The sequence below is a fragment of the Cloacibacillus porcorum genome, assembly GCF_001701045.1.
In the GTDB taxonomy this organism is placed as follows: Bacteria; Synergistota; Synergistia; order Synergistales; family Synergistaceae; genus Cloacibacillus; species Cloacibacillus porcorum.
In genome coordinates, this window is sequence record NZ_CP016757.1 from 3,261,894 (window position 1) to 3,286,587 (window position 24,694).

At 52.9% G+C, this 24,694-nt stretch carries 18 protein-coding genes; 8 read left to right on the forward strand and 10 right to left on the reverse strand.

Annotation, left to right across the window (positions count from 1 at the left end; genetic code table 11):
• The first annotated feature begins 14 nt into the window (after positions 1 to 14).
• The 3 genes from BED41_RS14605 (at position 15) to BED41_RS14615 (ending at position 1,721) form a co-directional block, all read left to right on the forward strand.
• Entirely contained in the window at positions 15 to 635 is a 621-nt protein-coding gene (locus BED41_RS14605) for a hypothetical protein (protein ID WP_066747964.1), read from the forward strand.
• 458 nt (positions 636 to 1,093) lie between these two features.
• Positions 1,094 to 1,402 (forward strand): type II toxin-antitoxin system RelB/DinJ family antitoxin, encoded by a 309-nt coding sequence (locus BED41_RS14610; protein WP_066747968.1) that lies wholly within the window; start codon positions 1,094 to 1,096, stop codon positions 1,400 to 1,402.
• Positions 1,371 to 1,721: a type II toxin-antitoxin system RelE/ParE family toxin gene (locus BED41_RS14615; protein WP_229712329.1), complete on the forward strand. Its 351-nt coding sequence runs from the start codon at positions 1,371 to 1,373 to the stop codon at positions 1,719 to 1,721. Before BED41_RS14610 ends, BED41_RS14615 begins: the two co-directional genes overlap by 32 nt.
• Positions 1,722 to 1,814: 93 nt before the next feature.
• On the opposite strand, the gene BED41_RS14620 is transcribed toward BED41_RS14615, so the two are convergent.
• Both BED41_RS14620 and BED41_RS16670 read right to left on the reverse strand, forming a co-directional pair.
• Entirely contained in the window at positions 1,815 to 2,714 is a 900-nt protein-coding gene (locus BED41_RS14620) for a hypothetical protein (RefSeq protein ID WP_066747974.1), read from the reverse strand.
• 93 nt (positions 2,715 to 2,807) lie between these two features.
• Positions 2,808 to 4,082 (reverse strand): Ig-like domain-containing protein, encoded by a 1,275-nt coding sequence (locus tag BED41_RS16670; RefSeq protein WP_168160286.1) that lies wholly within the window; start codon positions 4,080 to 4,082, stop codon positions 2,808 to 2,810.
• 1,794 nt (positions 4,083 to 5,876) lie between these two features.
• Between BED41_RS16670 and BED41_RS14630 the strand changes: the two genes are divergently transcribed.
• On the forward strand, positions 5,877 to 6,560 hold the full coding sequence (locus BED41_RS14630; protein ID WP_066747980.1) for a LexA family transcriptional regulator: 684 nt from the start codon (positions 5,877 to 5,879) through the stop codon (positions 6,558 to 6,560).
• 258 nt (positions 6,561 to 6,818) lie between these two features.
• Positions 6,819 to 8,735 carry a TonB-dependent receptor plug domain-containing protein gene (locus BED41_RS14635; protein ID WP_066747983.1) on the forward strand — a complete coding sequence of 639 codons (1,917 nt, stop codon included), beginning with the start codon at positions 6,819 to 6,821 and terminating at the stop codon, positions 8,733 to 8,735.
• A gap of 42 nt (positions 8,736 to 8,777) precedes the next feature.
• Here the strand turns inward: BED41_RS14635 and BED41_RS14640 are convergent, their stop codons facing one another.
• The 7 genes from BED41_RS14640 to BED41_RS14665 form a co-directional block, all read right to left on the reverse strand.
• Positions 8,778 to 11,549 (reverse strand): ATP-binding protein, encoded by a 2,772-nt coding sequence (locus tag BED41_RS14640; protein WP_066747986.1) that lies wholly within the window; start codon positions 11,547 to 11,549, stop codon positions 8,778 to 8,780.
• Positions 11,550 to 11,757: 208 nt separating this feature from the next.
• Positions 11,758 to 12,714 carry an SWIM zinc finger family protein gene (locus tag BED41_RS14645; RefSeq protein ID WP_066747989.1) on the reverse strand — a complete coding sequence of 319 codons (957 nt, stop codon included), beginning with the start codon at positions 12,712 to 12,714 and terminating at the stop codon, positions 11,758 to 11,760.
• Positions 12,711 to 15,788 (reverse strand): DEAD/DEAH box helicase, encoded by a 3,078-nt coding sequence (locus BED41_RS14650; RefSeq protein WP_066747999.1) that lies wholly within the window; start codon positions 15,786 to 15,788, stop codon positions 12,711 to 12,713. The genes BED41_RS14645 and BED41_RS14650 overlap by 4 nt, the downstream gene beginning before the upstream one ends.
• Positions 15,789 to 15,867: 79 nt before the next feature.
• Positions 15,868 to 17,508, reverse strand: coding sequence for a nucleoside kinase (locus tag BED41_RS14655; protein WP_066748000.1), 1,641 nt, complete (start codon positions 17,506 to 17,508; stop codon positions 15,868 to 15,870).
• Positions 17,509 to 17,605: 97 nt separating this feature from the next.
• Positions 17,606 to 17,908: a hypothetical protein gene (locus BED41_RS16585; RefSeq protein ID WP_168160287.1), complete on the reverse strand. Its 303-nt coding sequence runs from the start codon at positions 17,906 to 17,908 to the stop codon at positions 17,606 to 17,608.
• 92 nt (positions 17,909 to 18,000) lie between these two features.
• Positions 18,001 to 18,564, reverse strand: a complete 564-nt coding sequence (locus tag BED41_RS14660; RefSeq protein WP_206153358.1) for a peptidylprolyl isomerase — start codon at positions 18,562 to 18,564, stop codon at positions 18,001 to 18,003.
• A 133-nt stretch (positions 18,565 to 18,697) separates the two neighbouring features.
• On the reverse strand, positions 18,698 to 19,603 hold the full coding sequence (locus tag BED41_RS14665) for a DUF2156 domain-containing protein (protein ID WP_066748002.1): 906 nt from the start codon (positions 19,601 to 19,603) through the stop codon (positions 18,698 to 18,700).
• Positions 19,604 to 19,784: 181 nt separating this feature from the next.
• On the opposite strand from BED41_RS14665, the gene BED41_RS14670 reads away from it, so the two are divergent.
• From BED41_RS14670 to BED41_RS14680, 3 genes are all read left to right on the forward strand, one after another.
• Positions 19,785 to 21,062, forward strand: a complete 1,278-nt coding sequence (locus BED41_RS14670) for a tetratricopeptide repeat protein (RefSeq protein WP_066748004.1) — start codon at positions 19,785 to 19,787, stop codon at positions 21,060 to 21,062.
• 74 nt (positions 21,063 to 21,136) lie between these two features.
• Positions 21,137 to 22,966, forward strand: coding sequence for a DNA helicase RecQ (gene recQ / locus BED41_RS14675; RefSeq protein WP_066748007.1), 1,830 nt, complete (start codon positions 21,137 to 21,139; stop codon positions 22,964 to 22,966).
• A gap of 169 nt (positions 22,967 to 23,135) precedes the next feature.
• Complete coding sequence (locus BED41_RS14680) at positions 23,136 to 23,789, forward strand: GntR family transcriptional regulator (RefSeq protein WP_066748010.1); 654 nt, start codon at positions 23,136 to 23,138, stop codon at positions 23,787 to 23,789.
• Positions 23,790 to 23,793: 4 nt separating this feature from the next.
• On the opposite strand, the gene BED41_RS14685 is transcribed toward BED41_RS14680, so the two are convergent.
• Positions 23,794 to 24,687, reverse strand: coding sequence for a DMT family transporter (locus BED41_RS14685; RefSeq protein ID WP_066748013.1), 894 nt, complete (start codon positions 24,685 to 24,687; stop codon positions 23,794 to 23,796).
• Positions 24,688 to 24,694 lie beyond the last annotated feature (7 nt).

Below are 24,694 nucleotides of genomic sequence, written 5' to 3' on the forward strand. Positions count from 1 at the left end.
AAGAGAGGTACAGCATGAAACTGAAAAAAATAACGATAATCACCGCCTCGGCGGCAATCCTCATCCTGGCCTTCGCGCTGCAGGCCCTCGCGATGGATTTCAGCGCCGAATTCGTAGAAAAAGACGGCGACTCCGTGCGTAAGGGAAAGATATACATGACGGGGCAAAAATCCCGCTTTGAGATGGAGGGCATGGACGAGATTGAGGTGACGCGCGCCGACAAAAAGGTGATGTGGATCATCTTCCCGAAGAAGAGGGTCTACGTGGAGGAGGAATTCTGGGGCGTTATCCCCGGAGATATCGGAGAGACCGGCGCGCCGAAGGACACGGGAGACCTCTCGCGCAAAGACCTCGGCTATGAGATGGTCGACAGCTACCGCCTGAAAAAATTCCTCGTCACCGTCAAATACAACAAAGGCGAGACCCAGGACCAATACTACGAGTGGTACCGCACAGGCTTCCCCATCCCCGTAAAAATGGAATCGATGAACGGCGCCGTCTCCTACGAATATAAGAAGATAAAGATGGCCCCTCAGGACCCCAGCCTCTTCAACGAGCCCAAAGGCTACAAAAAGATCACCATCGACGAACTGGAAAAGCTGGAGGCCGAATGGGCGAAGGATAAAAAGAAATAAGAGATACGGCAAAAGGCTAAATAATACGGAGGCGAAGGGCGGCACCGCTTCGCCTCCGTATTTTTTGATATTCCGAGGTCTGCGATATTGAAATAAAGTGAAAAACGGCGGCGCTTATTTCCTGAATAAAAGCATTAAAGCCGACCGCCTGCGGCCGTACCGGCTGGCAGCCTCAGGGCAAACACATCAAGTCTATTAACAGAAAAATTGAGCAGCCAGCGACGGCTGGGCGGCGGCATTTTTCGCTTTCACATGGCAGTGATAGGTCGCAGTGAACATTTACAGAAGGGAAACCGCGTCATTTTTCTTAATATTTCTAAGGTAATTTACGGCGAACGTTGTGAAAGCGCTAAAAATGACGACGCCCAGCCGCTGCTGGCAGATCTTTTAGTATTGCTGTTGTACTGACATACGCATATAATAAGGATGCAGAAAACTTTTGAAAGGAGTGATGCACTATGGCGGCTAAATCGGCAAATTTATATGCGCGAATCGAACCGGACGTTAAAGAGCAGGCGGAAGGCATACTTTCCGCGCTCGGAATCCCAGCCTCGAACGCTATCAATATGTTTTACAAACAGATCATTCTTCATAGAGGGCTTCCCTTTGAGGTGAAGATTCCTTCCGCACGTCCAGTGGACATGAGAGCTTTATCCGACGCGGAGATAAATGCCGAACTGGAAAGAGGATATGCCGACGCGAAAGCTGGGCGAACTAAACCGGCAGGCAGAGCATTTGCTGACATCCACAAAGATTATGATCTTTGAAATTGAAATTTCGGCGCAGGCGGATGCCGACCTCCGCGGCGTATACGAATATATCGCTTTTGAACTGCAGTCGCCTGAAAACGCCCGCGGACAGCTTGACCGCCTAGAAAAAAGCATCATAAGCCTCAGCCAAATGCCGGAACGCTTTCGTGAATATGAGAATGAGCCATGGCACAGTCGTGGGCTCCGCGTCATGCCTGTCGGCAGCTACTGCGTATTTTACATTCTTAACATAGAAAAAGCCGTCGTCACAATTATCCGAGTCATGTACGGCGGCCGTGATATTGAAGCTCAGCTTAAAAAGAACGCAAAAATATAACCGAATATTTTTCAAAAGCAGCGGGAAGAACCGTGCCGTCGGCGCAAACCGCCGGCACCTCGCCCCGTCAAAAGTTAAAATAAGAAATGGCTCTCAAATACCAGCTGGCCGTTCTCGCTCGCCAGGCTCTTCCGCTCTTACACCCAGACAGAGGCCGTTTTCCAGCACGTCGCGCCGGAGAGATTCCCAAACATTAAAACATCCTTTGGCATCCTCATTAGATACCAAAGTTCTAATGCCGGTCCACATTTTATGGTTTATACAGGGCGCTGTCGCCGCCGGACGCGGGAAGCCGATCTCGTCCTTCAGTTTGCAGGGGAAGAAGCTGTACATACCGTCTATGGGATTCTGATAGGTGGCGCTTTCATATAAGACAAATTCGCAGTCTTTCGCGTTATCGTCATGGAGCAGCGGCTCGACCGTGGCCTGCCAGAAGTTTTCCGAGATCGCGCCCTCGTCCTTTAATTTCCCCAGCACCTCCCTGCCGTCCCTTCTAGTAAAGGTACAAAGCGGTCGTGAGACGACGAACACCGTGTCGAAACAAAAATGGCCGTTCACTCTGCTCCCGAAGACGATGACCGACCCCGGCAGCAGATTTCTCAGAAGATGACTTCTCTTTTGCCGGCAATTTGAATAGAGCATATACCTGCCAAATATATAGGGATCGGTGTTGATACATCCGCCTATTTCGCCGCAGCTCTGCCGATAGCAGGCCGGTCTTAACGTCTGAATGTACCTTGGGTAGCCATCAATATGGGGCCTGCCGCATAATTTATCGTATTTCAGCTGCTGCTCGTATTCACACCAGAACATGATATGCGCATGTTCTTCCCCTGAAACCAAGCTATCAGTAATATAATCCCCGCAGTCCTTAACAAACTTCCGTCCGTGCAGTTGGCATAGCTTTCCATCGGCCTTTTTAATAATTATCTCTTCGGTCTTCTCTCTGCCGGGATGCAGAAACTGAATTGCCAGTCTCTCGCCTTTGTCCATTTGAATCACTCCCTATTGATAAGATAAAAGCTCCCAAACCAGCGAAAAAATGAAAACGGAGGACAGGCGGACCTGTCCTCCGTTTGACGTCACTTAATGAACGGCCTTGCTCTTTCTGCGGAAGAAGAGCGGGATGAGCGCGGCGAGGACCACCGCGGCGAGGCCGGAATTACAGCCGCCGCCTGAGCTTCCGCCGGAACCGCCCTTCGTCACTGTCACCCTGCAGGTCACGGCAGCGGAACCGTCCTTTACGGTGATATTCGCCTTGCCGGCGCTGAGAGCTTTGACCGTTATCTCCTCACCGGAACCTTCAATCGCCGCCACCTTGTCGTTGCTGCTCTCCCATTTTAGCGTCGCTCCGGGGGCAAGACCGGATGCCGTTAAGGTTTTGGACTGCCCCTCCGCCAATAAGAGCTCCGTCGCGGAGAGCGTGAGCCGGTACTGGTTGACGGAGAGCACCGCCGGGTCCAATATATTTCCCTTTGTCTTGTCGAGGTCATACTCGCTGTTATCCGCGACGGCAAAGCTGATGAGATACTCCACGCCCGCCTTCGGCGAAGCGTTCGCCTCGACCGCCGTACCGTCTGCGGTCGTGATCGCAAATTCGCCTGACTCGATCTTTTTCGGCAGACTCTGGAAAGCGAACTTGAGGACCTTACCCGGTATCACCTTACAGAGCACGATATCTTTGAACTTGTGGGAGGAAAATTCATCCAGCCTGCCCCTGAACGACGCGAGCGCCGTCTTGTCCGCGGATACGACGGTCTTGAACACCGGTATGGATTTGATCAGGTTCGTGTCGACCGTGCCGTTGACGTCGCTGGAAGCCACGGCGGCGGCGAATTTCGCCGAAGTCACGACGATGTCGCCGTTAGGCTGTTTTTCAACGAGCGCGGGAACGCCTGCGGGGAGATCGTCGACGCTCTTTACCGTCTCCGGCTTTACCGGTATGACGTTGACGTCGTCCGGCTTAATGGGCGGCTCCTCCGGGTTTACCTTTCTCACAACGATGTTGCCTTCGATCTTCGCGCCCTCGCCCTTTTCAAGGCTGTTGTTGAGGATCAGCGTCATGCCATCTTCGACGATGAGCGTACCGTCGATCTTCGCGTTACCGAGAATAGGATCACCAGTATCTCCGGTTGGATCTTTCACAATACGCAGAGTACTGCCCTTTTCGACTATGAGCTTAACCGTCTCTTTATCGTCGGCAGCATCCATAAGCTGTGACAGTGACCTGTTAAATGTCACAGAGCTTTCACCTTTGAAAATTATCTCGTCGAACAGGAAAGTCCTGGCACCGGTCGTTCCCTTAACATTGTCAAAAATCAAACTTGAAGTGCCGACAACGGAATTATCATAGAATCCCATGTTGGCAGCCATCTTGTCATCATTAATACGCCCCTGACCACTGATGGCTGTATTATTCATGAGTCTTGAGATATCAGTGATGTTTTTGAATGTAATTTTACCATTGCCCTTTACATCGTTGGAGACTATAGAGTTGTTGTTATTGCTCAAGTAACTTCCCGCGCTTATATGAATCCAATCCTTTTCAGGATCAAGAGGGGTTATCATATCAAGCGCAGCATCGCCGCTGATTACAACGTTAGTATTTCCCAATATTTCCGCATTTCCCCAGTTTTCTATGTATGAGCCACCAAAGATAACATTCACACCACGCCCCGTAAAGCCATTTGATGGCGCAATTAGAATATTAGTATCCCCACTGACCACACTACGACAAAATGGTTCTGTCCGATATGGGGAATTTGCATGCCCTCCACCATAAACGACGGCATCGCATGAAAGGTTTTTGCCATAAATATTATTTGCACCGTCGATTTCTATGCGTGTGTTTGCTGTATAAGCAATCCCGCTATCCCTAGCATATGACCCACCAACAACTGTTCCTATGGTACCGTCATTAATTAATACTTCACTACCGCCTTCGATAAAGGAAGTTGAATTTGCCCCAGCCTCGCTACCTCCATATATTAATGGCACGGAACCTGCAATACTGTCAAGATGTACATAAGATTTACCATTAATAGTGGCTATTGACGTGCCGTTCGTCTCACTTCCTCCAAAAATTTGCACACATGGCAATTTGCGGGTTCCAAAATCCCATGGTCCATCTATAGTCACGCCTGAATTTCCTAAAATTATATTTCGATTATCATTTCCGATGTTACTTCCACCAAAAATAAAAATTCTACTGGTATTTATTTCGTTAGGACCAGGTAAAATTTCTGGGGAATATTCTCCAGTCAGCTGAACGAACGCATCACCGGAAATAACGTGTTCATATCTATAATTATGGTAAAGATGGCTCCCGCCAAAAAACAAAATAGGCCGACCTCCATTACCACCGTTATTTAGATTTATCTTAGCCATACTGTTTCCAGTTACTATTAGTTCTGTATTACCATTTATTACAGAATCTGATCCGTCACTAGCAGTATTACTTCCGCCACCATAGGCCATAAAACTCGGTGAGTTTTGAGTGTTCCTTAGGTCAAAATCATTTGATATTACTAGATTCAGTAGAGTACCTTCAATTTTATTTTGACCTGCTCCTAGTAACGTACCACCCAATATACCCATAGTTTTATCACGCCAATCTCCGTAGAGATATGCCTCTTCTACGTTTGTATACCACCCTCCTTCTGTACCATTTTGCCAATTAGTTTCCCCTCTTAGTCTATAGAGAGATCCATGCCACATTTCAGCAGCCATCGCCGAAATCGACAAGACAAACACAAGACATAACGCCGCAAAAATCCATTTGGTTCTTTTCATCTACATACCTCCGTTTGGACTAATAAATCCTCGCTTAAACCTTTAACCGCGCCGTACGTTATTGAAAAATCTGCTTTTCGCATCACCTGTGCCTTCACAATAATTTTTTAAAATCAACTTGATACAACTGTGTAAAAAAGGCGGACACGCCGCCTGTTTTTCAAAAAAGACAACAAACAACCTGTTGGATTTTTTCTGTATAAATCCAAATGACAATGCTATCTTTTTATTGTAATAGCCATATTTTATACTATAAATTTATAGTGTCAAACATATTAATCATTTTATAGATGATTTATTACGATAATATAATCGTTGAAGCCACCACCATAATGAGGTAGCTTTATATGGTGAGGTGAGCATATGGAAACTTTTGGCGCCCGCTTGGGTCGTCTGCGCAGGGAAAAAGGTTTAAAACGTTATGATATCGCAGAGCCGTTAGGGGTGGACGCTGAGACGATCGCGCGTTATGAGAGGGAAGAGCGGGAGCCTAAGGTGAGCGACGCGGTCGCTATCGCCAATATTTTAGGGGTTTCTGTAGAATACCTTGCCACCGGCATCGCCTCGCCGCTCAAGCATTCCATGTACGCCTACAGCGCTGACGACAGGATCGTCGTCCCCGTGCTTTCCAGCAGCGATTCGTATAATATCATCCCCTCAACGGATACAATATCAGTCAGCACTGAACACATCCTCATCCCTAAAACCCTTATCGGTACGATACAGCCGCAAAACCCGCCTTTTGCGTTTATCGCGCGCGACAGGTCTTTTGAAAAATTCGCCGTACGCGAAGGCAGTTATGTGGTCATTAACCCCGCGGAACGTGTGGCAAATTTTGATATCGCTCTTGTGTTTTATAAGGGCAAGCTGACGCTGAAGCGTCCGCAGTATACAAAGAGCGGTGCCCTCTATCTCTTTTCCGGCAGCAACAGCGACGCGATCTATGTCCCGGCCGAGGACGCCTCCGACGCCAAGGAATTCAAAATCGTCGGTAAGGCCGTCGCCTATCAGTTCGAAGAAACAAAAAAAATTTACCATAACATCTAGGAATTTTATTTGATCTTTCGCAAAGCGGAGGCCTAGTTATCATTTAGGGTAAGGCTATTTTATTCATGAAACCGCCGAAGATAACTGCCTTCCGCGTCAGAGTCTATATCGCCGCCGTATAAATTGACCGGCGGCATAATAGAGCCGCGCCGGATTTTTCGATTTGTAAAAAATACAGATTCGTCAAATCATTTTAGTCTTTCTCTCAGCAGCTGTGATAAGATTAATGAAACAGAAAACACCGCCAGGGGAAAGTCAATGTTTAAATACTTGATATTAATATCGATAAATCTTCTTATTTTCGCCGGCCTCTCAAGCTCCGCCGCAGCCGCCGAGGCGGAGCTTGGCGAGGTGGTCGTGACCGCCTCGCGGATCGACGAGCGGGCCTTTGACGCGAAGGCCGACGTGAGAGTCATTACGGCGGAGGATATTGAAGAAAACCGTTTCGCGGATCTCGCGGAGGCGCTTTCATCGCTGAACGGCGTGACGGTCGACACCTACGGCAACGGCGTTGGCTATGAGAACATGCAGACACTCGAAATCAACGGCTCTTCGCAGATCGTCGTGGTCATTGACGGCATCCGCGCCAACACCAACACCAGCATGTTCAACGTCTTTAACTTCCAGAGCATGCCTAATCTCGACAGCATCGAGCGTATCGAGGTACTCAACGGCTCCGCCTCCACCCTCTACGGCGCGGACGCCAAGGGCGGCGTGGTGAATATCATCACCAAGGCGCCGGAGAAAAATGTCTTCAAGTTCGGCGCGGAGAACGGCACCTTCGGCTTTCAGGACTACCGCCTCTACGCCGCCAGCGGCGACGGAGATCTCTCATGGAGGCTGAGCGCCAACAAGCGGCGCTCCTCGGATTACAAGGACGGTAACGGAAACCGTTATATCTCCGACGGCGACGCGGAGAATATCAGCGCGAAGTTCTGGAAGAAGACGAGCGGAAGAAGCACGCTTTCGCTGGCCTTTGACAATTACGAATCGGATACGGTGCACACCGGGACCTATTTCCGGCAGCAGCACGGCATGAGGCCGCCCGCAAGTTTCTACGAGAAGCAGCAGCGGCTGATCCTCGCCTACCGCACCCAGTTTTCCGAGGAGAGCGACAATCTCCTCTCCCTCTACCGCATCAGGAGCACATTCAACGGGCAGAATTTCAGCACTGCGGAGGATATGATCGACGGCAAGGCCGACACTACGACCTGGGGCTTCTCCGACCAGTACCGTCTGAAGTGGCATGAGAAGCACCAGCTCGCGGCTGGCCTTGAATATTCCCACGAAACGATAGACGACTGGGCGGACCTATTGTTCACCTACTCCAATGAGAGCTATTACCATTACTCGTTATACGCGGAGGACAACTGGGACTTCGACGGCCGCTACAGCCTTACGCTCGGCGCGCGCTATTACCGCCATTCAATCGCCGGCGGCAGGCTCTCGCCCTCGGTCACGCTCGGCCTCGCGGCGGACGAAAAGACGAATCTCTACCTCAGCGCCAAGGATTATTTCGTGCCGCCCTCGCAGTATCAGCTCTTCAGCGGCTACGGCAATAAAGACCTTTCGCCGGAGAGCGGCCAGACATACGAATTCGGCGTCAAGCACGCGCCAGACAACGACACGGTCATAGACGCAAACCTCTTTTACCGCCGCGGAAAAAATACTATCAGTTACAACAAAGAAATCAAAAAATATGAAAATTTAGATCGTGAAAAGGTCTGGGGCTTCCGCGCAAACGTCACGCGGCAGTTGGACGAACATTTCAAGGCCACCCTCGGCTACGCCTGGATCAGATATAAGAATGTTGACGCAGAGGGAGAGGAGAGCTACAGCAGCAATTATCCCAACGGCGAGATCAAGGTGGGGCTCAATTATAAAAACAGGGACCTCACCGTCGTACTCTTCGGGCGCGGTGTGATGGGGAGGGAGGGTTCTCGCCAATACGCCTCCAGAACCAATCTTTTTTACGGAACATATCCGGTCTCGTCATTCTGGGTCGTAGATATGGCTGTGAATTACAAAACTTCGGAGCATCTTACGTTCTATCTCAAAATAAACAACATCTTCGACGAATTTTACTGCGATGACGTGACCGGCGTTTACGGACATGAAGATATTTACGGCGCGCCTGGGCGTAATTTCCGGGTCGGATTCACCTACGAGTTTTAGCGAATTATGCCGCGCCGCGGAACCTCCGGCGGGCACCCTTAATTAAGATGGACGCCCCTTTGTGAATTTCTCCAGTGTCTCATAAAGCAACTGCGGCTCCACAGGTTTGGAGAGGTGTACGTCCATACCGGCATCCAGACTTAGACGCACGTCCTCGTCGAAGGCATTCGCGCTCATGGCAATGATAGGTATTTTTTTTGCATCATCACGCTCCTCGGCGCGAATAAGCCGCGTCGCCTCCAGGCCGTCCATCACGGGCATCCTGATATCCATGAGGATGGCGTCGTAGAAGCCCGGAGCGGCGGCGCGGAATTTGTCGAGGGCCTCGCGGCCGTTTTCCGCGACGTCAACGGTGATATTTTTTCTCTCAAGCAGCTTTTTCGCCACCAAAATGTTAAGTTTATGGTCGTCGACCAACAGCACCCTGATGCCGGAGAGGCCCGCGCCGCCCGCCTCCTCTTTTTGCGGTGTCCGCTCATGGGACAGCCGCCGTTCCCCCGTCACGGCAAGGGGAACCTTCACCGTGAATTTGGTCCCTTTACCAACATCGCTCTCGCACTCCACAGAGCCTCCCATCAGCGCTACAAGTCTCTTTACTATCGAGAGTCCCAGCCCGGTACCGCCGGTCGCTCTGCCCTGACGCTCCGTATCAAGCGAAAAGGGCTCGAACATCCTCTTCTGGAACTCCGGCGAAATGCCGATGCCGTCGTCCTTCACCACCGCGGTAAGCAATGTTTCGTTTATGTCCTCAGTTTTCAGGATAAGTACAACGTGTCCGCCCTCTGCCGTGAACTTTATCGCGTTGTTGAGCAGATTGACCAGTATCTGCTCTATCCTCGTCTTGTCAGCGTTGTAGACCAGGCTCCGGTCGGCGTCGATATCGCAGTCAAAAGTTATGCCCCGCGTCCGCACCTGCGGCATGATGATGTTGTTTATCTCTTCAAACAGCTCCCCGAAGGTAAAGTCTACAGGGACAAGCGTCATTATATTACTGTCGATCTTGCTCATATCAAGGGTATCGTTGATAAGCGAGAGGAGGTATTTCCCCGCGTTGTTGATATTGCCCAGACTGCGCCGCAGCTCATCTTGGTCTTTTTCGCCGCCGGCAAACTCCGAGAGGCCGATGATGGCGTTCATCGGCGTGCGCATATCATGGCTCATACGCGAAAGGAAGTCGCTCTTAGCGGCGTTCGCACGTTCCAGCACGAGATTGCGCTCCATTTCCCGGCGGTGAAAGAACCAAAGCAGCAGCCCCGAGGCCGCCAAACCGCCGAAGATCATAAAGATCACGGTAGCTGCCAGCGGATTTTGCCGGGCGAAGAGTACAATCGAGTTCTTCTCCGAATATGTGAAGCTGTCCAGCGTGATATTATAGAGCTCGTTGTTGTTGATCGACTCAATATATCTGTTTAGCATCGTGAGGAGCGGCAGGTTTTCTTCTCCGCAGACGACGAAGCCGATATTGGAAAACTTGTTCTGGTTGGGAATCACCCTCACGTTGAATCTGTTCTGTGAAACATAAAAGTCCACCGTTCGGCTGTTCCCCACACCGAAGTCCGCCTCTTTGCGTTCCACAGCCCTGATGGCCGCCTCAATGTCGTCGTAAGGCTTTATTTCAAAGCCATCAGGCCGTTCTCTATCTTGCTGAGAATTGCGCAGTACCGCCATCGTTTTGATCTTTTTGTCCCGGTCAAAGTAGCCGTCGCTTACAAAGCTCACATCTTCCACCTTGGAAAAGGGACGGGTGGTGACGCGTCCGCCGCCCTTGACTATATCAATGGCCGACTTTATGCCGGCGATCACGGTATATTCTCCCGAGGCTGTCAGCTTCTGGATATCACCCGTCGGAGGGGCAGAGACAAACTCCAGCCGCAGCCCGATTGCTTTAGAGAATACCTTCAGCAGCTCGACCGACATTCCGCGCAGAACTCCGTCGGAATCCTTAAAAACATAGGGAGCTCCCTTTTCGATGCAGAGCACCTTGACCGCCGTGGCCTTTTTTATATAGGCACGTTCTCTGTCGTTGACTGAAAAGTCGTTGCGCCGTTTTCCAAAATATTTTTCATAAAGAGCGTTCTGATAATTGGGAAAGGCGATCGATATCTTCCGCATCCCCTCGTCGAGTTCCGCGAGGATATCGTCGCGGTCTTTATTTACAACTAAAAATATGGGCCAAGGAGAAATACGAGCGACTTCTACAAGACCCTCGCGGGAATGGATGGAAATATCCATTGCCAAATCCGCCCTGTTCTGCCTAAGAGCCTCCATCTGTTCTTCGACGTTGCGGCACTCGATAAGTTCATAATCGTAAACTTCACGCGGCAGGAAGAGCTCAAGTTCCTTCCGCCTGTATTCCGACAGCTTAAATGTCGCTATCCTGAGGTGGCTGGCGAGAAAATTGTTTAGGTCTTTTTTCCGATAGTTGTCTTCCAGCGCGCTGAGAGTGGTGTAAACAGTGCCGTAGGAGGCCCTTGGATAGGAAAATCTCTTTTCCAGCTCCGGACGGTACATGGTGGCGCCGACGATGTCCACCTCTCCCGAGATAAGCATGCGGTACGATTTATCGACCCGATCCTCAAAAGACGCGTCGTCTATTTTGATGTATTCGCATTTCCAGTTATTGAATTCCGCCAGCTTTTCGAGGTACTCATAATTGTACCCGCCAATCGTTCCCTTATCGTCGAATTCTGAGAAACCCTCCTGCAGCGGGAAGGCGACACGCACCGTCTTCGCCGCGGCGGAGACGGAAACGGCGGGATATAGGATCAAAACAAAGAGTATAAGTAAAGTTATCTGCAAGGTTCTTTTATGCAACACTTCGCCTCCGCGGTTTCAAAAACCGACGCACACATTTTATCACAGATACCCGGTAAATTAAAAAAACAGCCAATCCGTTCGGGGCAAACGCATAAGGAAGCCGCCAGTGCCCGCGCTGCTGCCCTATGTCCGTCAAAAGATTTGGTGCGTTTGCCCTGACAAGCCATTTTGTACATTAACTGGAATAACGTCTCAACTACTCTGTTTATATCAGTTTACGCGGCCTGCCGACCGGTTTTTTCTTTTCCCCCGTCAGTATTTCGCAGGCATATACCGCGGCGTGTTCGTAGAAGGGGGCCAGCGTCTGGCGAAATGGATGTTCGCCGCGCCAGAAGGGGAAGTCGTTCATCACGTCAAGCGCGGCGGCGCGGCGTCCCTCCTGCTCCGCGCGCTCGCAGGAGAACTCACCGCCGCGGAACCAGTCCTCGTCGGCAGAGGGTTCTTCGTCGCGGATAACGGCGCTCATCTCCGCCTCTTCCGCTCCCCCCGAAAGCTCGCCCTCAGAGACCAACTCGTAGTCCACGCCGGACTCTTCCGTAAGTTCACCCTCCTGGGCGCTCTCAAGTGTCAGCAGGTTTATCAGCGACTCTTTATCCAGTCCGCGCAGTTTCAGCAGCAAGAAGGGATCGTCTTCGAGCTCCTCGCCAAGTATCAGAAGTACCGCGATGATATGTTTGCAGGGCGAGGCGTCGTCGGGACAGGTACACTTAAAGCGGCGCAGCGCCTCCCGTGTCGGGAACAGCGGCGTTCCCGACTCTTTGAAGATCGTTTCAATCTCCTCCGGCATCTCCCCCGCCAGCAGCTTCGCGGCCAAAGCGGCGCTCTCCCGGAAGCGGAAGAGTATCAGCTCGCGAGCCTCCGGCGAGACCGTCTCAAAGCCGAAGCGTATCTGATAGGGCGTCTTGCGCGAACCCTGCACGAAGGCCGTCACCAGCCCCGGCTCCAACTGGATGTTGACGACCTGTCCCTTGCGGGCGTAGCTCTTGCCGCGCGCGAGCCTCCCGGAATCGATGCACCTTTCCATGACCTCGACCCAGCGGCGCGACCACCAGTTCGAGCCGTAGACGTGGCCGCGCGCCGTACGCGACTTGATCCCGCACTTTGTCTCACGCGGCTTTCTATACTTATAAAATTTTTCTTCGCGTTCAAATGAAGACATCATATGTTGTCCACCGCCTCTCTCTCAAGCGAGAATAGCTCGTGAAGGTCGCTGTCGCTGAGATCTGAGAGCCAGCTCTCGCCGGTGCCGACGAGCATATCGGCAAGTTCCCGCTTCGCCTCGATCAGTGATTCGATCTTTTCCTCCAGCGTGCCGCGGCAGCAGAAATAATGCACCTGTACATTGTTCCGCTGTCCGATGCGGTATGCGCGGTCGACTGCCTGCTGTTCCACGGCAGGGTTCCACCAGCGGTCGAACATCACGACGTGGTTGGCGCGCGTAAGGTTCAGCCCCGTGCCTCCCGCCTTGAGCGAGAGAACGAAGAAGGGCGGTCCCTCTTCCTCCTCTTGGAAGCGCCGTACCATCTCGTCACGCTTCTCGCGCGGCACGCCGCCATGCAGGAAGAGCACCTCGCGGCCAAAGGTCTCTTGAATGAATTTTTTGAGCAGTTCGCCCATCTCGGCGTACTGCGTAAAGATAAGCGCGCGGTCTCCCGAGGCGAGCATCTCTTCCGCGATTTCAGCGAGGCGCGCGAGTTTCCCGGAACGGTTGTCTATCTCGGATTTATCCTTCAAATAGAGCAGCGGATGGTCGCAGATCTGCTTCAGCGCCGTGATCGCGCCGAGCACGACCCCCTTGCGCCGGATGCCCTCCGTGCCCTCGATCTCGCGTTCAAGCGAGGAGGTGACGGCGCTGTAGAGCGTCGCCTGCTCACGGGAGAGCGGGCAGAACTCTTTGCTCTCGATCTTCTCCGGCAGGTCGCTGATTATCTCTTTATCTGTCTTCAGGCGGCGCAGAATGAAGGGGGCGGTCATGCGCCGCACCCTGTCCATCGCCTTCTTCTCCCCCGCCTGCACGGGGCGCAGTATCTCACGCGAGAAGCGCGCGCGGTTCGGCATGAGTCCGGGCATGAGGAATTCCATTATCGACCACATGTCGCCGACGTGATTCTCCACGGGCGTGCCTGTCAGCGCGATGTGCCAGTCGGCGCGGATGGAGCGCGCGGCGCGCGACTGGCAGGTGTCCGGGTTCTTGATATTCTGGGCCTCGTCGAGGATTATCCCCGCCCATTCCACCTTTGAAAACAGGGAGTTGTCGCGGTAGAGCAGCGAGTATGAGGAGATGACGAGCGTCTCCGCGAGCGCTTCGTCGGTGAATACATTCTTTTTGTTTCGCTTCATGCCGTGGTGTATGAGGGTCTTTGTCCCGGGAATAAAGCGCTCCGTCTCACGCCGCCAGTTTTCCATCACCGAGGTGGGACAGATGAGCAGCACGGGTCGGCGCTCCCCCATAAGCCGCAGATTCTTGATGAGGGCCAGGGTCTGCACAGTCTTGCCCAGTCCCATGTCGTCGGCGAGGCAGGCGCCCATCCCGAGCCGCACAAGGCGCGCGAGCCAGGCCAGACCCTTTGCCTGATAGGGGCGCAGACGCCCCGCAAAGCCCTCCGGGGCCTCCATCTCCTCAAGCGGTTCCGTACCGAGGAGCAGGGAACGGACGTTGGCGAGCCAGGGCGAACCCGTCACTTCGGATAACGGCGCATCCATATGTTCCTGCCGCAGCGACGAAAGCAGAGCCTCCTTCCGTTCGATCTTGTCGGGAAGCTTTTTGAGTGCCGCCGTGATCTTCTCCACTTCGTCGCGGTAGAGGATCACCCAGCGGCCGCGGATACTGGTGAGCGGGGTCTTGAGCTCTGTCAGCATCGCCAGCTCCTCTTCGGTGAGGATGTCGTCACCGAGCGCCACGGACCAGTCGACGTCGAGCATGTCTGAGAGCTGCATCCTGCCGCCAGGAGCGAAGGCGTTTTCATCGTGGAGGTTGGCGCGCACCGAGAGGCGGGGACGGTCTGAAATCTGTCCCCAGGTCGAGGGGAACTGCACCTGTATGCCCTGATCCATTATCGAGGGCAGATGATTCTGTAAAAAGTCGAATAAATTATCAAGCGAAAGACTGCACTCGCAGGGATAGGGGACCTCCAGGCTCTCCGCGATATACGGCACGCGCGTTGCGAGGTGTCCCAATATCTGCAGCATATAGCGGCGCGGGTTCGTCTGCGTATGTTCGAACCAGCCGCGTTCGGCCTCCGTCGGACTCCAGACACGCTCCGCCGGTATCACCAGGCTCGGGTCCTGCGTTGACTGGAGATGCCAGGAGAGGGTCCAGCTCCGTTCTCCCTCGCCGATCGGCTCCTCAAGGCGCATGAAGAGACGCCACGGCTGCGCGGTGACAGCCTTCAGCGAGTCGGCCCAGGCGCGTATCTGAGGATAGAGCGAAGCCATCTCCTCGTTCCACTTTATGAGCGGCGCCTTCTGCCAGATCAGCGAACGCAGCCATATCTCATGGGGATTGCCGGCGTTGACCCGGCGTCCGCGGTCCGCCGCGCCCTGCTGCGAGGAGCGGATGAGCATATCGGTCATGGATTCGAGCAGCAGCGTCGCGCCCGCGCGCTTTGAGCGCGGAGCCTCCAGCGGCGCGTCCGTCGAAAAACCACAGAGCACCGGCGGCATCGCGGACGCAAAGGATGAAAATTCGTCCTGGTATTTAGCGAGGATTATCGGCCTCCACTGGGAGACGAAGCTGTCGCCGCGGGGCTCCATATCGGGGATATAGGTTCCGCGCTGTACAAGCACCGCGGCGTATTCCAGCGCGCGGCACATAAATTTCAAATCGTCGGCGAAGAGAAGCCCTGGAAATGAAAGGCGTTCGCCGCTCTCACGGATGATCCGCAGAAGCTGAGTAAATTCCGTGAAACTGAGGACAAGGGCCTCCACGTAATAGGGGGCAAGAGCCGGAGGCTCTCCTGAATCGTGGATCTCCCCCAATATCGGGCTCGATGGCAGCGGGAACCTCCCGCGCGCCGGCAGCAGCAGCGATACGGTCGGAGCCTCCTCCGCAGGTGCTTTGCGTCCGCCGCGGAGGCCGAACGCCCGAAGCGCGGCACGAAGCTGCGGCGGCTTCGCACCCCATGGCAAGAAGCAGCGCCCCTCTTTTTCCCGGCTCCGCAGCCGCCTGTTTTCAAAAGAGCATTCGCCCCACAGATAAATCAGATCTTGTTCAAATGCCGTATGGAGAATTAACATAAAAAACCTCGTTTACTGCCTTCATAGCCCTAAAAACACAAACGGGGGCGGCTTAAACAACGCCGCACCCTCCGGTATATCATTCGAAACAGCTGCCGCCGATAAACTCCCTCAAAACGGAGAGGTTCGGCACGTCATCCGAGGGGATGACCGGTACATATTCAAGAAGCGACAAAAGGCGCGTCGCCTCACCGTAAACGGGAGACTCCTCCTTCACCGTCTTTAGAAGCGGCGTGACATAGCCCTTCAGCACCGGCACTTCGTAGGCCAGAGAGGTGTTGAAAAGCGTGTCGGCATACTCCTGATAGGGGAATATGTGGCGGTGTGAGCCGCGCACCACCGAGGGCCACTGCATGAGGGTCGCCTCCGCGGAGTGGCCGCGCGTCCGCGCGTCGCGCACAAGGCGGCGCAGCAGGCGCGTGTCCGTCGTACCGATGCGGTTGTGGAAATCAATATTGGTGCCCGTAAGCGGACAGATGAATATCTTATACTTTTTATCCGCCGGGATGCTCTCCGTGAGCCTTTCGTTGAGGCCGTGGATACCCTCGATGACGAGAATCTCGTCCGGCGAGAGGCGCATCTTATATCCCTTCGTGCGCTTGCCGGCGATAAAGTCGAACTTGGGGACGTCGACCTCCTCACCCGCGAGCAGCGCCGCGATCTGTTCGTTGACCAGCTCCAGATCAAGCGCCTCCAGCGCTTCGAAGTCAGGCTTCCCGTCGCGGTCAAGCGGCGTGCGCTCACGGTCCACAAAATAATTGTCAAGTTCAAGTGTTGCCGACTTTATCCCCGAGGAGAGCAGCTGCACGCGCAGACGGCGCGACGAGGTCGTCTTGCCGGAGCTCGAGGGTCCCGCGAGGCAGAGGAGCCTCACCTCGGGGCGCGCCTCGATCCGCGCCGCGGTATTGCTGAGCAGCTTCGTATGCAGCGCTTCGCAGACCATGATCATGTCGCGCGCGCGTCCCTCGGTGACCTGCTGGTGGATACCGGCCATCGTGCTTATATCAAGGTTCTTGAGCCAGCCGGTGTGGCTGTCTATGAGCCGGAAGAGGCGCGGGGACTCAACAAAGGCCATCGTCTTCGTCGGGTCGGCGAATGTCGGGCCGGAGAGGAAGATACCGCCGCCGTAGCTGCGCAGCTCAAAGGTGGGGGTAATCGCCGCGCAGTCAGCGAGCGCGCCGCCGAAGAAATCATATACGCCGCAGCAGTTGTAGAGGATGACGGGATCGCTGCCGGTAAACCGGAGCAGCTGTTCCTTATCCTCGTACTTCTGCGCGCGCATCATCGCGCGCGCCACGTCTTTCGGGAATATCTCGCGCACTATCGGCTCGCACTCCGCCACCATACGGCGCATCTCCAATTCAAGCTCGCGGCATAGATCCTCGGTGATCTCACCGTCGGGCGATTCATAAAAATATGAATAGGACATCGACTGCGTGAGATGCAGACGTATCCCCTTCAGCCGCGTCGCCGCCGAGGTGAGCAGGAAGGAGAGGGTGCGGATATAGACCTCGATGCCTTCGATACTGTCCGTCGTGATAAACTCCACAAAAGAATCCATGACGATCTCCCACGACAGCGGCCGCTGCACATGGTTTACACGGCAGGCAACGACATTTTCCCTCTTCGGAAAATCTATCTTTTCAAGAGCCTCACGCGCGGTGATCGGCTTCTCAAATATAAGCGGATCTCGGTCCTTAAATTTTATCTCTATGCTCAAGCTGTTTTCCCCCATTTACTGGTGAATTGACGGACATTAAACTTCATCTAAGCATTCTAGCATAATCGCGGCGGAAGTGCACCACCCGCCGCGTTTTTTAATCACTTTCCCCTATTTTTTGTGCAAAACTAAAAAATACATAAAATCCGCATTCCCGAAGGAAATCGGCGTTTATAAGCAGAGAACCAAAACGCTGATTTTGCGTTTTGTGTGATAAGTGAGAAAGGAAATCTTTGATTTCCGTCTTCGAACTTAGTTTTCCTACCATTCGCGTAGTTTGTTCATCAGAAGTGCGAGTTGCTAAATAGCTTTTGGGCTCCGGTACCGGAGCCGTATCTTCATACGGCGATTGCAAGGCAATGTCCCCGCCACAGGGCGGGGACATTTTCAAATTATCCATATTGCCGCAGCATGCGGGTGCGCCCGCCGCAGAATGCCAGAGCCCAAAGTTATGACGCAAATCGTGCTTATAAACGCCGATTTACGCCGATTTTATTTAATAGTGACCTTCTCCATAACCGCCTTTTTCAGCGGCCTGTCCATCGAGTCCGTCGGCAGTTTGCCGATCTTCTCTACGACGTCCATCCCCTCCACGACCTGTCCGAAGATCGCGTGCTTGCCGTCGAGCCAGGGCGTCGGGACAAGGGTGATGAAGAACTGCGAGCCGCCGGTGTTGGGGCCGGCGTTGGCCATTGAGAGGATGCCGGGTTTGTCATGCTTGAGCCCCTTGCCAAACTCGTCGGGAATCGTGTAGCCGGGACCGCCGGTACCGTTGCCCTCCGGGCAGCCCCCCTGGATCATGAACTGGTCGATGACGCGGTGGAAAGAGAGCCCGTTGTAGTAGCCCTTCTTAGCGAGGTCGACAAAGTTCTTCACCGTCTTGGGGGCAAGGTCGTTGAAGAGTTCAATTTTGAAGGTGCCGTAGTTCGTCTCAAAGGCAGCTATCTGACGTTTCGGCGCAGCCTCGGCGGCGTCAGCCGCCTCCGCCTGCTTCGCCGCGAATGGGAACATCACCGCCGCCGCGACCATTGCGCTGAGTGCTAATATTTTCATCATCGTAATCCTCCGTTTTTCGAGCCGCCGACCATACGCGCCCTCTGTTACCGACAGAAAACAAACCCTCGCCGGAACCGGCAAAACGCTCTGATCGGAGGTCCCTTAGTTTTATCTTGGCAATTTTACCATATTTTTATATGAATTTTATTTTTACGCGGCACTCCTTAAGGAACCCGACCGGCAGATATGACATCTTCGCCGCGCGCAGCCCCGGATCGTTCATATCCTCTTCGCGGTTGACGATCTCAAGCTCCGGATGAAGCTCGACGATATGCGAAAGGAACTCCTTGTTTATCACCTGATAGGCCGCGCCGTATTCGAGGCTCGCCTTCTCATAGTGGACGACAAGCATGTCGCCCGCGAGCTCGCCGATAGTATAGGCGACGATCTGGTCCTTTATCTTGACCACGCCGCCGCACAGATTTGGGATGCGGTGCCAGTTCTGCAGTATCTTCTGTATCCCGTGGTTCTCCTGCATGAGCCCCGCCGTCGTGCCGCAGTTGTTCACCTGGCACCACGAATACTGGAAGTCCACCACCTCCGGCAGCAGCGCGTCCGTCATCGGCTCATAGACATAGTCGTAGTTCTTCCTGAACTGGTTGACGCGGTTGCGCTTCTTCATATATTTGTTTCCCGCAAGCGTCGCCAGGTCGCGTATGTTGTAGAGGTACTCCCACGTGCCGCGGTCGTCTACGACCTCGACATCCGCCTTTCCGGCAAGTTCGGAGCACCATATCTCGGCGAGCTTCTCGGGAACAAGGAAAAACTCCATCTCATCCCCGTAGCGCTCGCGCAGTATCCGCGGCCAGTCGCCGCGCCGCCAGTTTCCCACCGGCGCGAGATCGGCGAGTCCCACCTTGCTCTGGTGCAGCCAATAGAGATCCGTACTTTCGTCATAGGCGAGCTTCGTTCCGAAGTCCGCGCCCAAGCTCCATATCACCGGGAAACAATAGTCCGAGGTGCGCTGTTCGCACATATTCCAGTGCGCGATATATCTCGGCGCCTCTTCCAGCGTTATCTCCTGAAAATTCAAATCCAAGCAAATTACCTCCGAGGTGTTATTTACCTTTCTTGAAATTATTACTCAATACCGTAGATAAGAATATACGTTTTCTACGAAAACTGCCATAGCAAAAAAGCATATATCTGATAAAATTTTGTTAAATACGCGATAGCCAAGCGTGACGTTATAACGATTATATTAAGGAAGGCACACATATATGAAAAACGAAGAAAATATTGACGGCGAAAATATTAAGTGTCCAGATATCGTACCAGAAGATCAAAAGGGCATGACCGAAGAGGAGCTTGAGTGGAGCGTAAAAAACCCGCCGCGCCCGAAGGTCCCGAGATATGTCTTTATCGCCCTGGCGCTGATCCTCCTCGTCGCTTTTGGAGGCGGAAGCTGGTGGTACTACAGAAAAAACGTGCTCCCTGAGAAATACTACCTGCGCGCCACGACGCTGATGAAAGACAAACAGTATGCCAGGGCCGAGGAGCTTTACCGCCGGATAATGAAGATCCGCCCCGAGAGGCGCGACGTCCTCTACAACATCGCCTACTGCAAAGAGGAGACCGGCGAGACGGCGGAGGCGATAAAATATTACGAGGAGCACCTAAAAACCGCCAAGAATGACACCAAGGCGATGACTCGCCTCGGCTGGCTTTATATGAAGGGCGGAGACTACGAACAGGCGCTTAAGTGGCTCAAGGAGGCGGCCTCCCGCGATAAAAAGAACGACGAGCTCTGGCGGCTCACCGCCGAGGCGGCGGTGAAGGCCGGCGACGGCGAGGAGGCCGGCAAAGCCTGGTCGCATATTGCGACGCTCTGCAAGGAGCCCGACAAGATCATGGCCTGCGGCAAAGAGCTGCTCGCGCTCAAAGATTACCGCCGTGCGCTCGACGTATACGCCCTCGCGGCCAAGGCGGCGCCCGACGACAAGCGGCCGCTCCACGGAATGAGCGCGGCGAGGGCGATGCTTGGTCTGCCGACGGAGGCGAAATTCGTCATCAAACCGGGAGAATCGCTCGGCCTTATAAAGCTGGACGCCTCCAAAGAAGAGGTCAAAGAGGAGATGGGCGGCAGAGCGCCCGACGCCAAGATATTCGGCCTCGTCGGCGGCAAATCGATGATGGCCGATCACCCCGTAGAAATCTGGCTCTATAACGAGGGAGACCCGCAGCGGGAGCTGCGCGTGATATTCATCTCCGGCAAAGTCAACGAAATAGAGACAGCCTCGCCGCTCTACAAGACGGAAGAGGGGCTCGGCCTGTCAAACTTCCTGCTCGCGAAAAACGCCGATAAGATAAAGTGGCGCAAAGAGGCGCGCAACAGCGCGCTGGTCTGTCTGGCGAAGGGCGGCGGCCTCACCTTCTTCGCCTCCGGGCTCAACGAGGCAGGCACCGAGGCGAAGTACAAACGCCTGCGCGTGCACCACGGAGAGGTCAGCATCGACAACGTCGACGGCTTTTCGCTGATGAACCTCGGCAGCAGATAAAAACACAAACCGGCCTATAACGCTCCCGCTTTTTACTGTGCTATACTCTTCCACGACAGGGAAGGATAACATACATGGGACAGACAGAGCAGGCGCTTGAAGTTTTAAAAAAGGTATTTGGCTACGGCTCCTTCAGAAAGGGGCAGCAGGAGATCATCGAGGCCGTGACCTCGGGCCGTGACGCGCTCGGCATCATGCCGACGGGCGCGGGAAAGTCCCTCTGCTATCAGATTCCCGCGATCCTCAGCGGCGGCACCGCCATCATCATCTCCCCACTTATATCACTTATGAAAGACCAGGTGGACGCCCTCGTACAGAACGGCGTGAGCGCCGCCTCGATAAACAGCGCGGTGGACTGGGAGACGGCCTCCGACATCTTCCGCGAGGTACGCCAGGGACGGGTGAGCCTGCTCTACGTCGCGCCGGAGCGGCTTGAGGGCGAGGGCTTCGCTGAGTTCCTGCGCTCCATCGATATAGGTCTCGTCGTCGTCGACGAGGCGCACTGCGTCTCCCAGTGGGGACACGACTTCCGCCCCTCATACCTCAACATCGCCCCAGTGATCGCCTCGCTGCCCAAACGCCCCACGGTAGCCGCCTTCACGGCGACCGCCACCCCCGAGGTGCGGGACGACATCATCTCCCAGCTTGCGCTGCGGGAACCCTTTACGCTGACGACGGGATTCGACAGAGAAAACCTCTTCTTCCACGTCGAACATCCCGCCGACAAAAACGCCGCGCTGATACAATATGTCCGGCAGTTCCCCGATGTGTCGGGCATCGTCTACGCCTCCACGCGGAAAAATGTCGAATCGATATGCGAACGGCTGCGCGGACATGGGATAAACGCCGTCCGCTATCACGCGGGACTCTCCGACGAAGAACGACGGCGGAACCAGGAATCGTTCATCTACGACAGAGCCTCGATAATGGTCGCGACAAACGCCTTTGGCATGGGTATAGACAAGTCAAACGTACGCTACGTCATCCACTACAATATGCCCTCTAACCTCGACGCCTACTATCAGGAGGCGGGACGCGCGGGACGCGACGGACTGCCCGCCGACTGCATTCTATTCTACGGTTCGAGAGATATCATGACCGCGCGCTTCTTTATCGCCCAAAGCCCAGAGGAGACGCGGCCGGCCGCCTACCGCAAATTGCAGGCGATGGTCGACTACTGCCACACCAACAACTGCCTGCGCGGCTACATCCTGAGCTACTTTGGAGAGAGCGGAGTCCCGGAAAAATGCAGCGCCTGCGGCAACTGCACGAACGAGATAGAGCGCGTCGACATCACCGTCGAGGCACAGAAGATACTCTCCTGCGTCTACCGCATGGCCCAGGCGAGCGGCGGCGGCAAATACGGCTCCGTGATGCTCGTCAACGTGCTGCGCGGCTCGAAACGCGAGGAGGTGCGTAGGCTCGGCTTCGATAAAATATCCACCTGGGGGCTGCTCAAGGAACACAGCGCTCAGAACGTACACGAGATGATAAACTTCCTCATCTCGGAAAACTATCTGCAGATGGAAAACAGCGACTACCCCGTCCTCTCGTTTACAGAGCGTACGATGCCCTTCCTGCGCAGCGCGACGCCGCTCATCATGCGCCGCACCGAAGAGCGGGCGCAGAAAGCCGAACGCCTCAAAAAACGGGCCAAGAGCGTGGAGATCGTCCGCAGCGAACTGTTTGAAGAGCTCCGCGCGCTGCGGCGGGCCATCGCCACGGAAGAGGGAGTCCCGCCATACGTCGTCTTTACCGACAAGACGCTCTCCGCCATCTGCGACATGCTGCCGACGGACGAAGAGGAATTCCTCGAGGTCCCCGGCGTCGGCGCGGCCAAGCTAGAACGCTACGGAGAGGCCTTCATAGACGCCGTCAACGACTGGAAGGGCAGACAGGGATAAAAATCTATCGTTACTCTGTAATAGTGCATAAATAATAAGTTATTTTTTGAAACCACGTAGTTTTTACTATGTTTTTATTTTTCTCACAGTTTGATATAATATTCTTATTGTTAATATTCTAGTTAATTTAGACCTTGATCATATTAAAGATAACGTAGGTGCCAATTAAATGTATACCGAAGAAAAAGCATACCGTTTAATACTTGAAGATATCATCAATGGCAAGTACATGCCCGGTGATTTTTTGTTAGAGTTAGATATTGCATCCCGTTTAAAAATGAGCCGTACACCTGTCAACAGTGCACTGTCTCGTTTAGAGTCTGAGGGATATCTAACAAGAATGCCCAAAAAAGGATGCTGTATACCAACGCCTACTCCTAAAGAGGTAAATCTCACATTCTCAACCCGTAGCTTTATTGAGGCTGAATCCGCGGCATCGGCCGCAGTGAATATAGAGGATGACGAGATCGATATTTTAGATGGAATAATAAATAAAGAACGCTCAATATTTTCTATAAAAGATTCAAAGTGTTGGGCTGATATAAACATGGAATTTCACTTCTCAATTGCGAAATTCTCCCATAATCCGTATCTCGAGCGATGGGTAAAACAAATCTATTGGCATTGTTATCTTTACATATCGTACCTTAACGGCTTCTATCTCCCTAACGATCTTAATGAAAAAGAATTAGTTACCACATATAAAACCCCGGAGTATCATGCGGAAATTGCAAAAGCGATAAAAAGCAGACAACCGAAAGAAGCCCGTAAACTTATGGAGGAGCATATACTTCATACATATTCTTTTCATTTTAAAAAATAGCTGCTCATTTTTTTGATGTAATTGAAATACATGAAATTGCACAAATTATTATTAGACTTCCAATAATCTCAGGATAAGTAGGGATTATTTTTAAAATAATAGCCGTTAACAATATACCGACAACGATTTCAAATGCACAGAATAGGCTGACCATCACCGCAGAGATATACTTCAATGCGATGAAGAACGCTCCATACGCCAGAACGCTGGAGATAAGCGCTTGAAAGGTCATTAAAAATAACGAAAAGTACGATATGATTTTTAAATCGCACCATCCAAAGTACATTGTTTTAAATAAAATTAAAACGATCACACCTGTGAAATTAGAATAAAAGAGTAAGTTATATTCGTCTAATTGATGATTTAGCGAAAAGCGCCGTACAACTAAAGACTGTCCGCTCATCCCAATAACTGAAACTATGCCCCAAATGATCCCGGTGATGGATAGGCCGTTATTTTGCGTTCCCCCCATTCCGATATAAACTCCAACGATTATCAAAACTCCTGCAACTACCTGTAGGCAGGTTGGAGATTCGCGCGTAATAAAATAAGAACCTAAAATTGTAAATAACGGGAACGTGTAATGTATAACGAGGGCTTCTGGAACTGTGAGATACGCCAATGACATTAGAAAGCCTCCTCCAGCAAACGCAACAGAAAGTATCCCTGAGATAACATAAAAGATAAATATGTCTTTTTTCAAGCAATAAAATGGTTTTTCTTTTTTTACAAAAATAATATATTGGCCAACGACAAAAATCGTAAAAATAGAGCGGAATATCATCACCGTCATTAAATTTATCCCCATGCTTGACAATATTTTTGCGATTGGGCTTATCATTCCCCACCCGATTGCGGCAGATAAAGCTAGAAAGATACCTTGAATAGATTTTTTCAATTTTATT

Excerpts from the sequence above, each read along its gene's own strand:
- BED41_RS14635 (WP_066747983.1), top strand. The coding sequence starts at position 6,819 with ATGTTTAAATACTTGATATTAATATCGATAAATCTTCTTATTTTCGCC.
- BED41_RS14620 (WP_066747974.1), bottom strand. The coding sequence starts at position 2,714 with ATGGACAAAGGCGAGAGACTGGCAATTCAGTTTCTGCATCCCGGCAGA.
- BED41_RS14645 (WP_066747989.1), bottom strand. The coding sequence starts at position 12,714 with ATGATGTCTTCATTTGAACGCGAAGAAAAATTTTATAAGTATAGAAAG.
- BED41_RS14605 (WP_066747964.1), top strand. The coding sequence starts at position 15 with ATGAAACTGAAAAAAATAACGATAATCACCGCCTCGGCGGCAATCCTC.
- recQ (WP_066748007.1), top strand. The coding sequence starts at position 21,137 with ATGGGACAGACAGAGCAGGCGCTTGAAGTTTTAAAAAAGGTATTTGGC.
- BED41_RS14660 (WP_206153358.1), bottom strand. The coding sequence starts at position 18,564 with ATGATGAAAATATTAGCACTCAGCGCAATGGTCGCGGCGGCGGTGATG.
- BED41_RS14630 (WP_066747980.1), top strand. The coding sequence starts at position 5,877 with ATGGAAACTTTTGGCGCCCGCTTGGGTCGTCTGCGCAGGGAAAAAGGT.
- BED41_RS16585 (WP_168160287.1), bottom strand. The coding sequence starts at position 17,908 with ATGGATAATTTGAAAATGTCCCCGCCCTGTGGCGGGGACATTGCCTTG.
- BED41_RS16670 (WP_168160286.1), bottom strand. The coding sequence starts at position 4,082 with ATGGGATTCTATGATAATTCCGTTGTCGGCACTTCAAGTTTGATTTTT.
- BED41_RS14670 (WP_066748004.1), top strand. The coding sequence starts at position 19,785 with ATGAAAAACGAAGAAAATATTGACGGCGAAAATATTAAGTGTCCAGAT.
- BED41_RS14610 (WP_066747968.1), top strand. The coding sequence starts at position 1,094 with ATGGCGGCTAAATCGGCAAATTTATATGCGCGAATCGAACCGGACGTT.
- BED41_RS14680 (WP_066748010.1), top strand. The coding sequence starts at position 23,136 with ATGTATACCGAAGAAAAAGCATACCGTTTAATACTTGAAGATATCATC.
- BED41_RS14650 (WP_066747999.1), bottom strand. The coding sequence starts at position 15,788 with ATGTTAATTCTCCATACGGCATTTGAACAAGATCTGATTTATCTGTGG.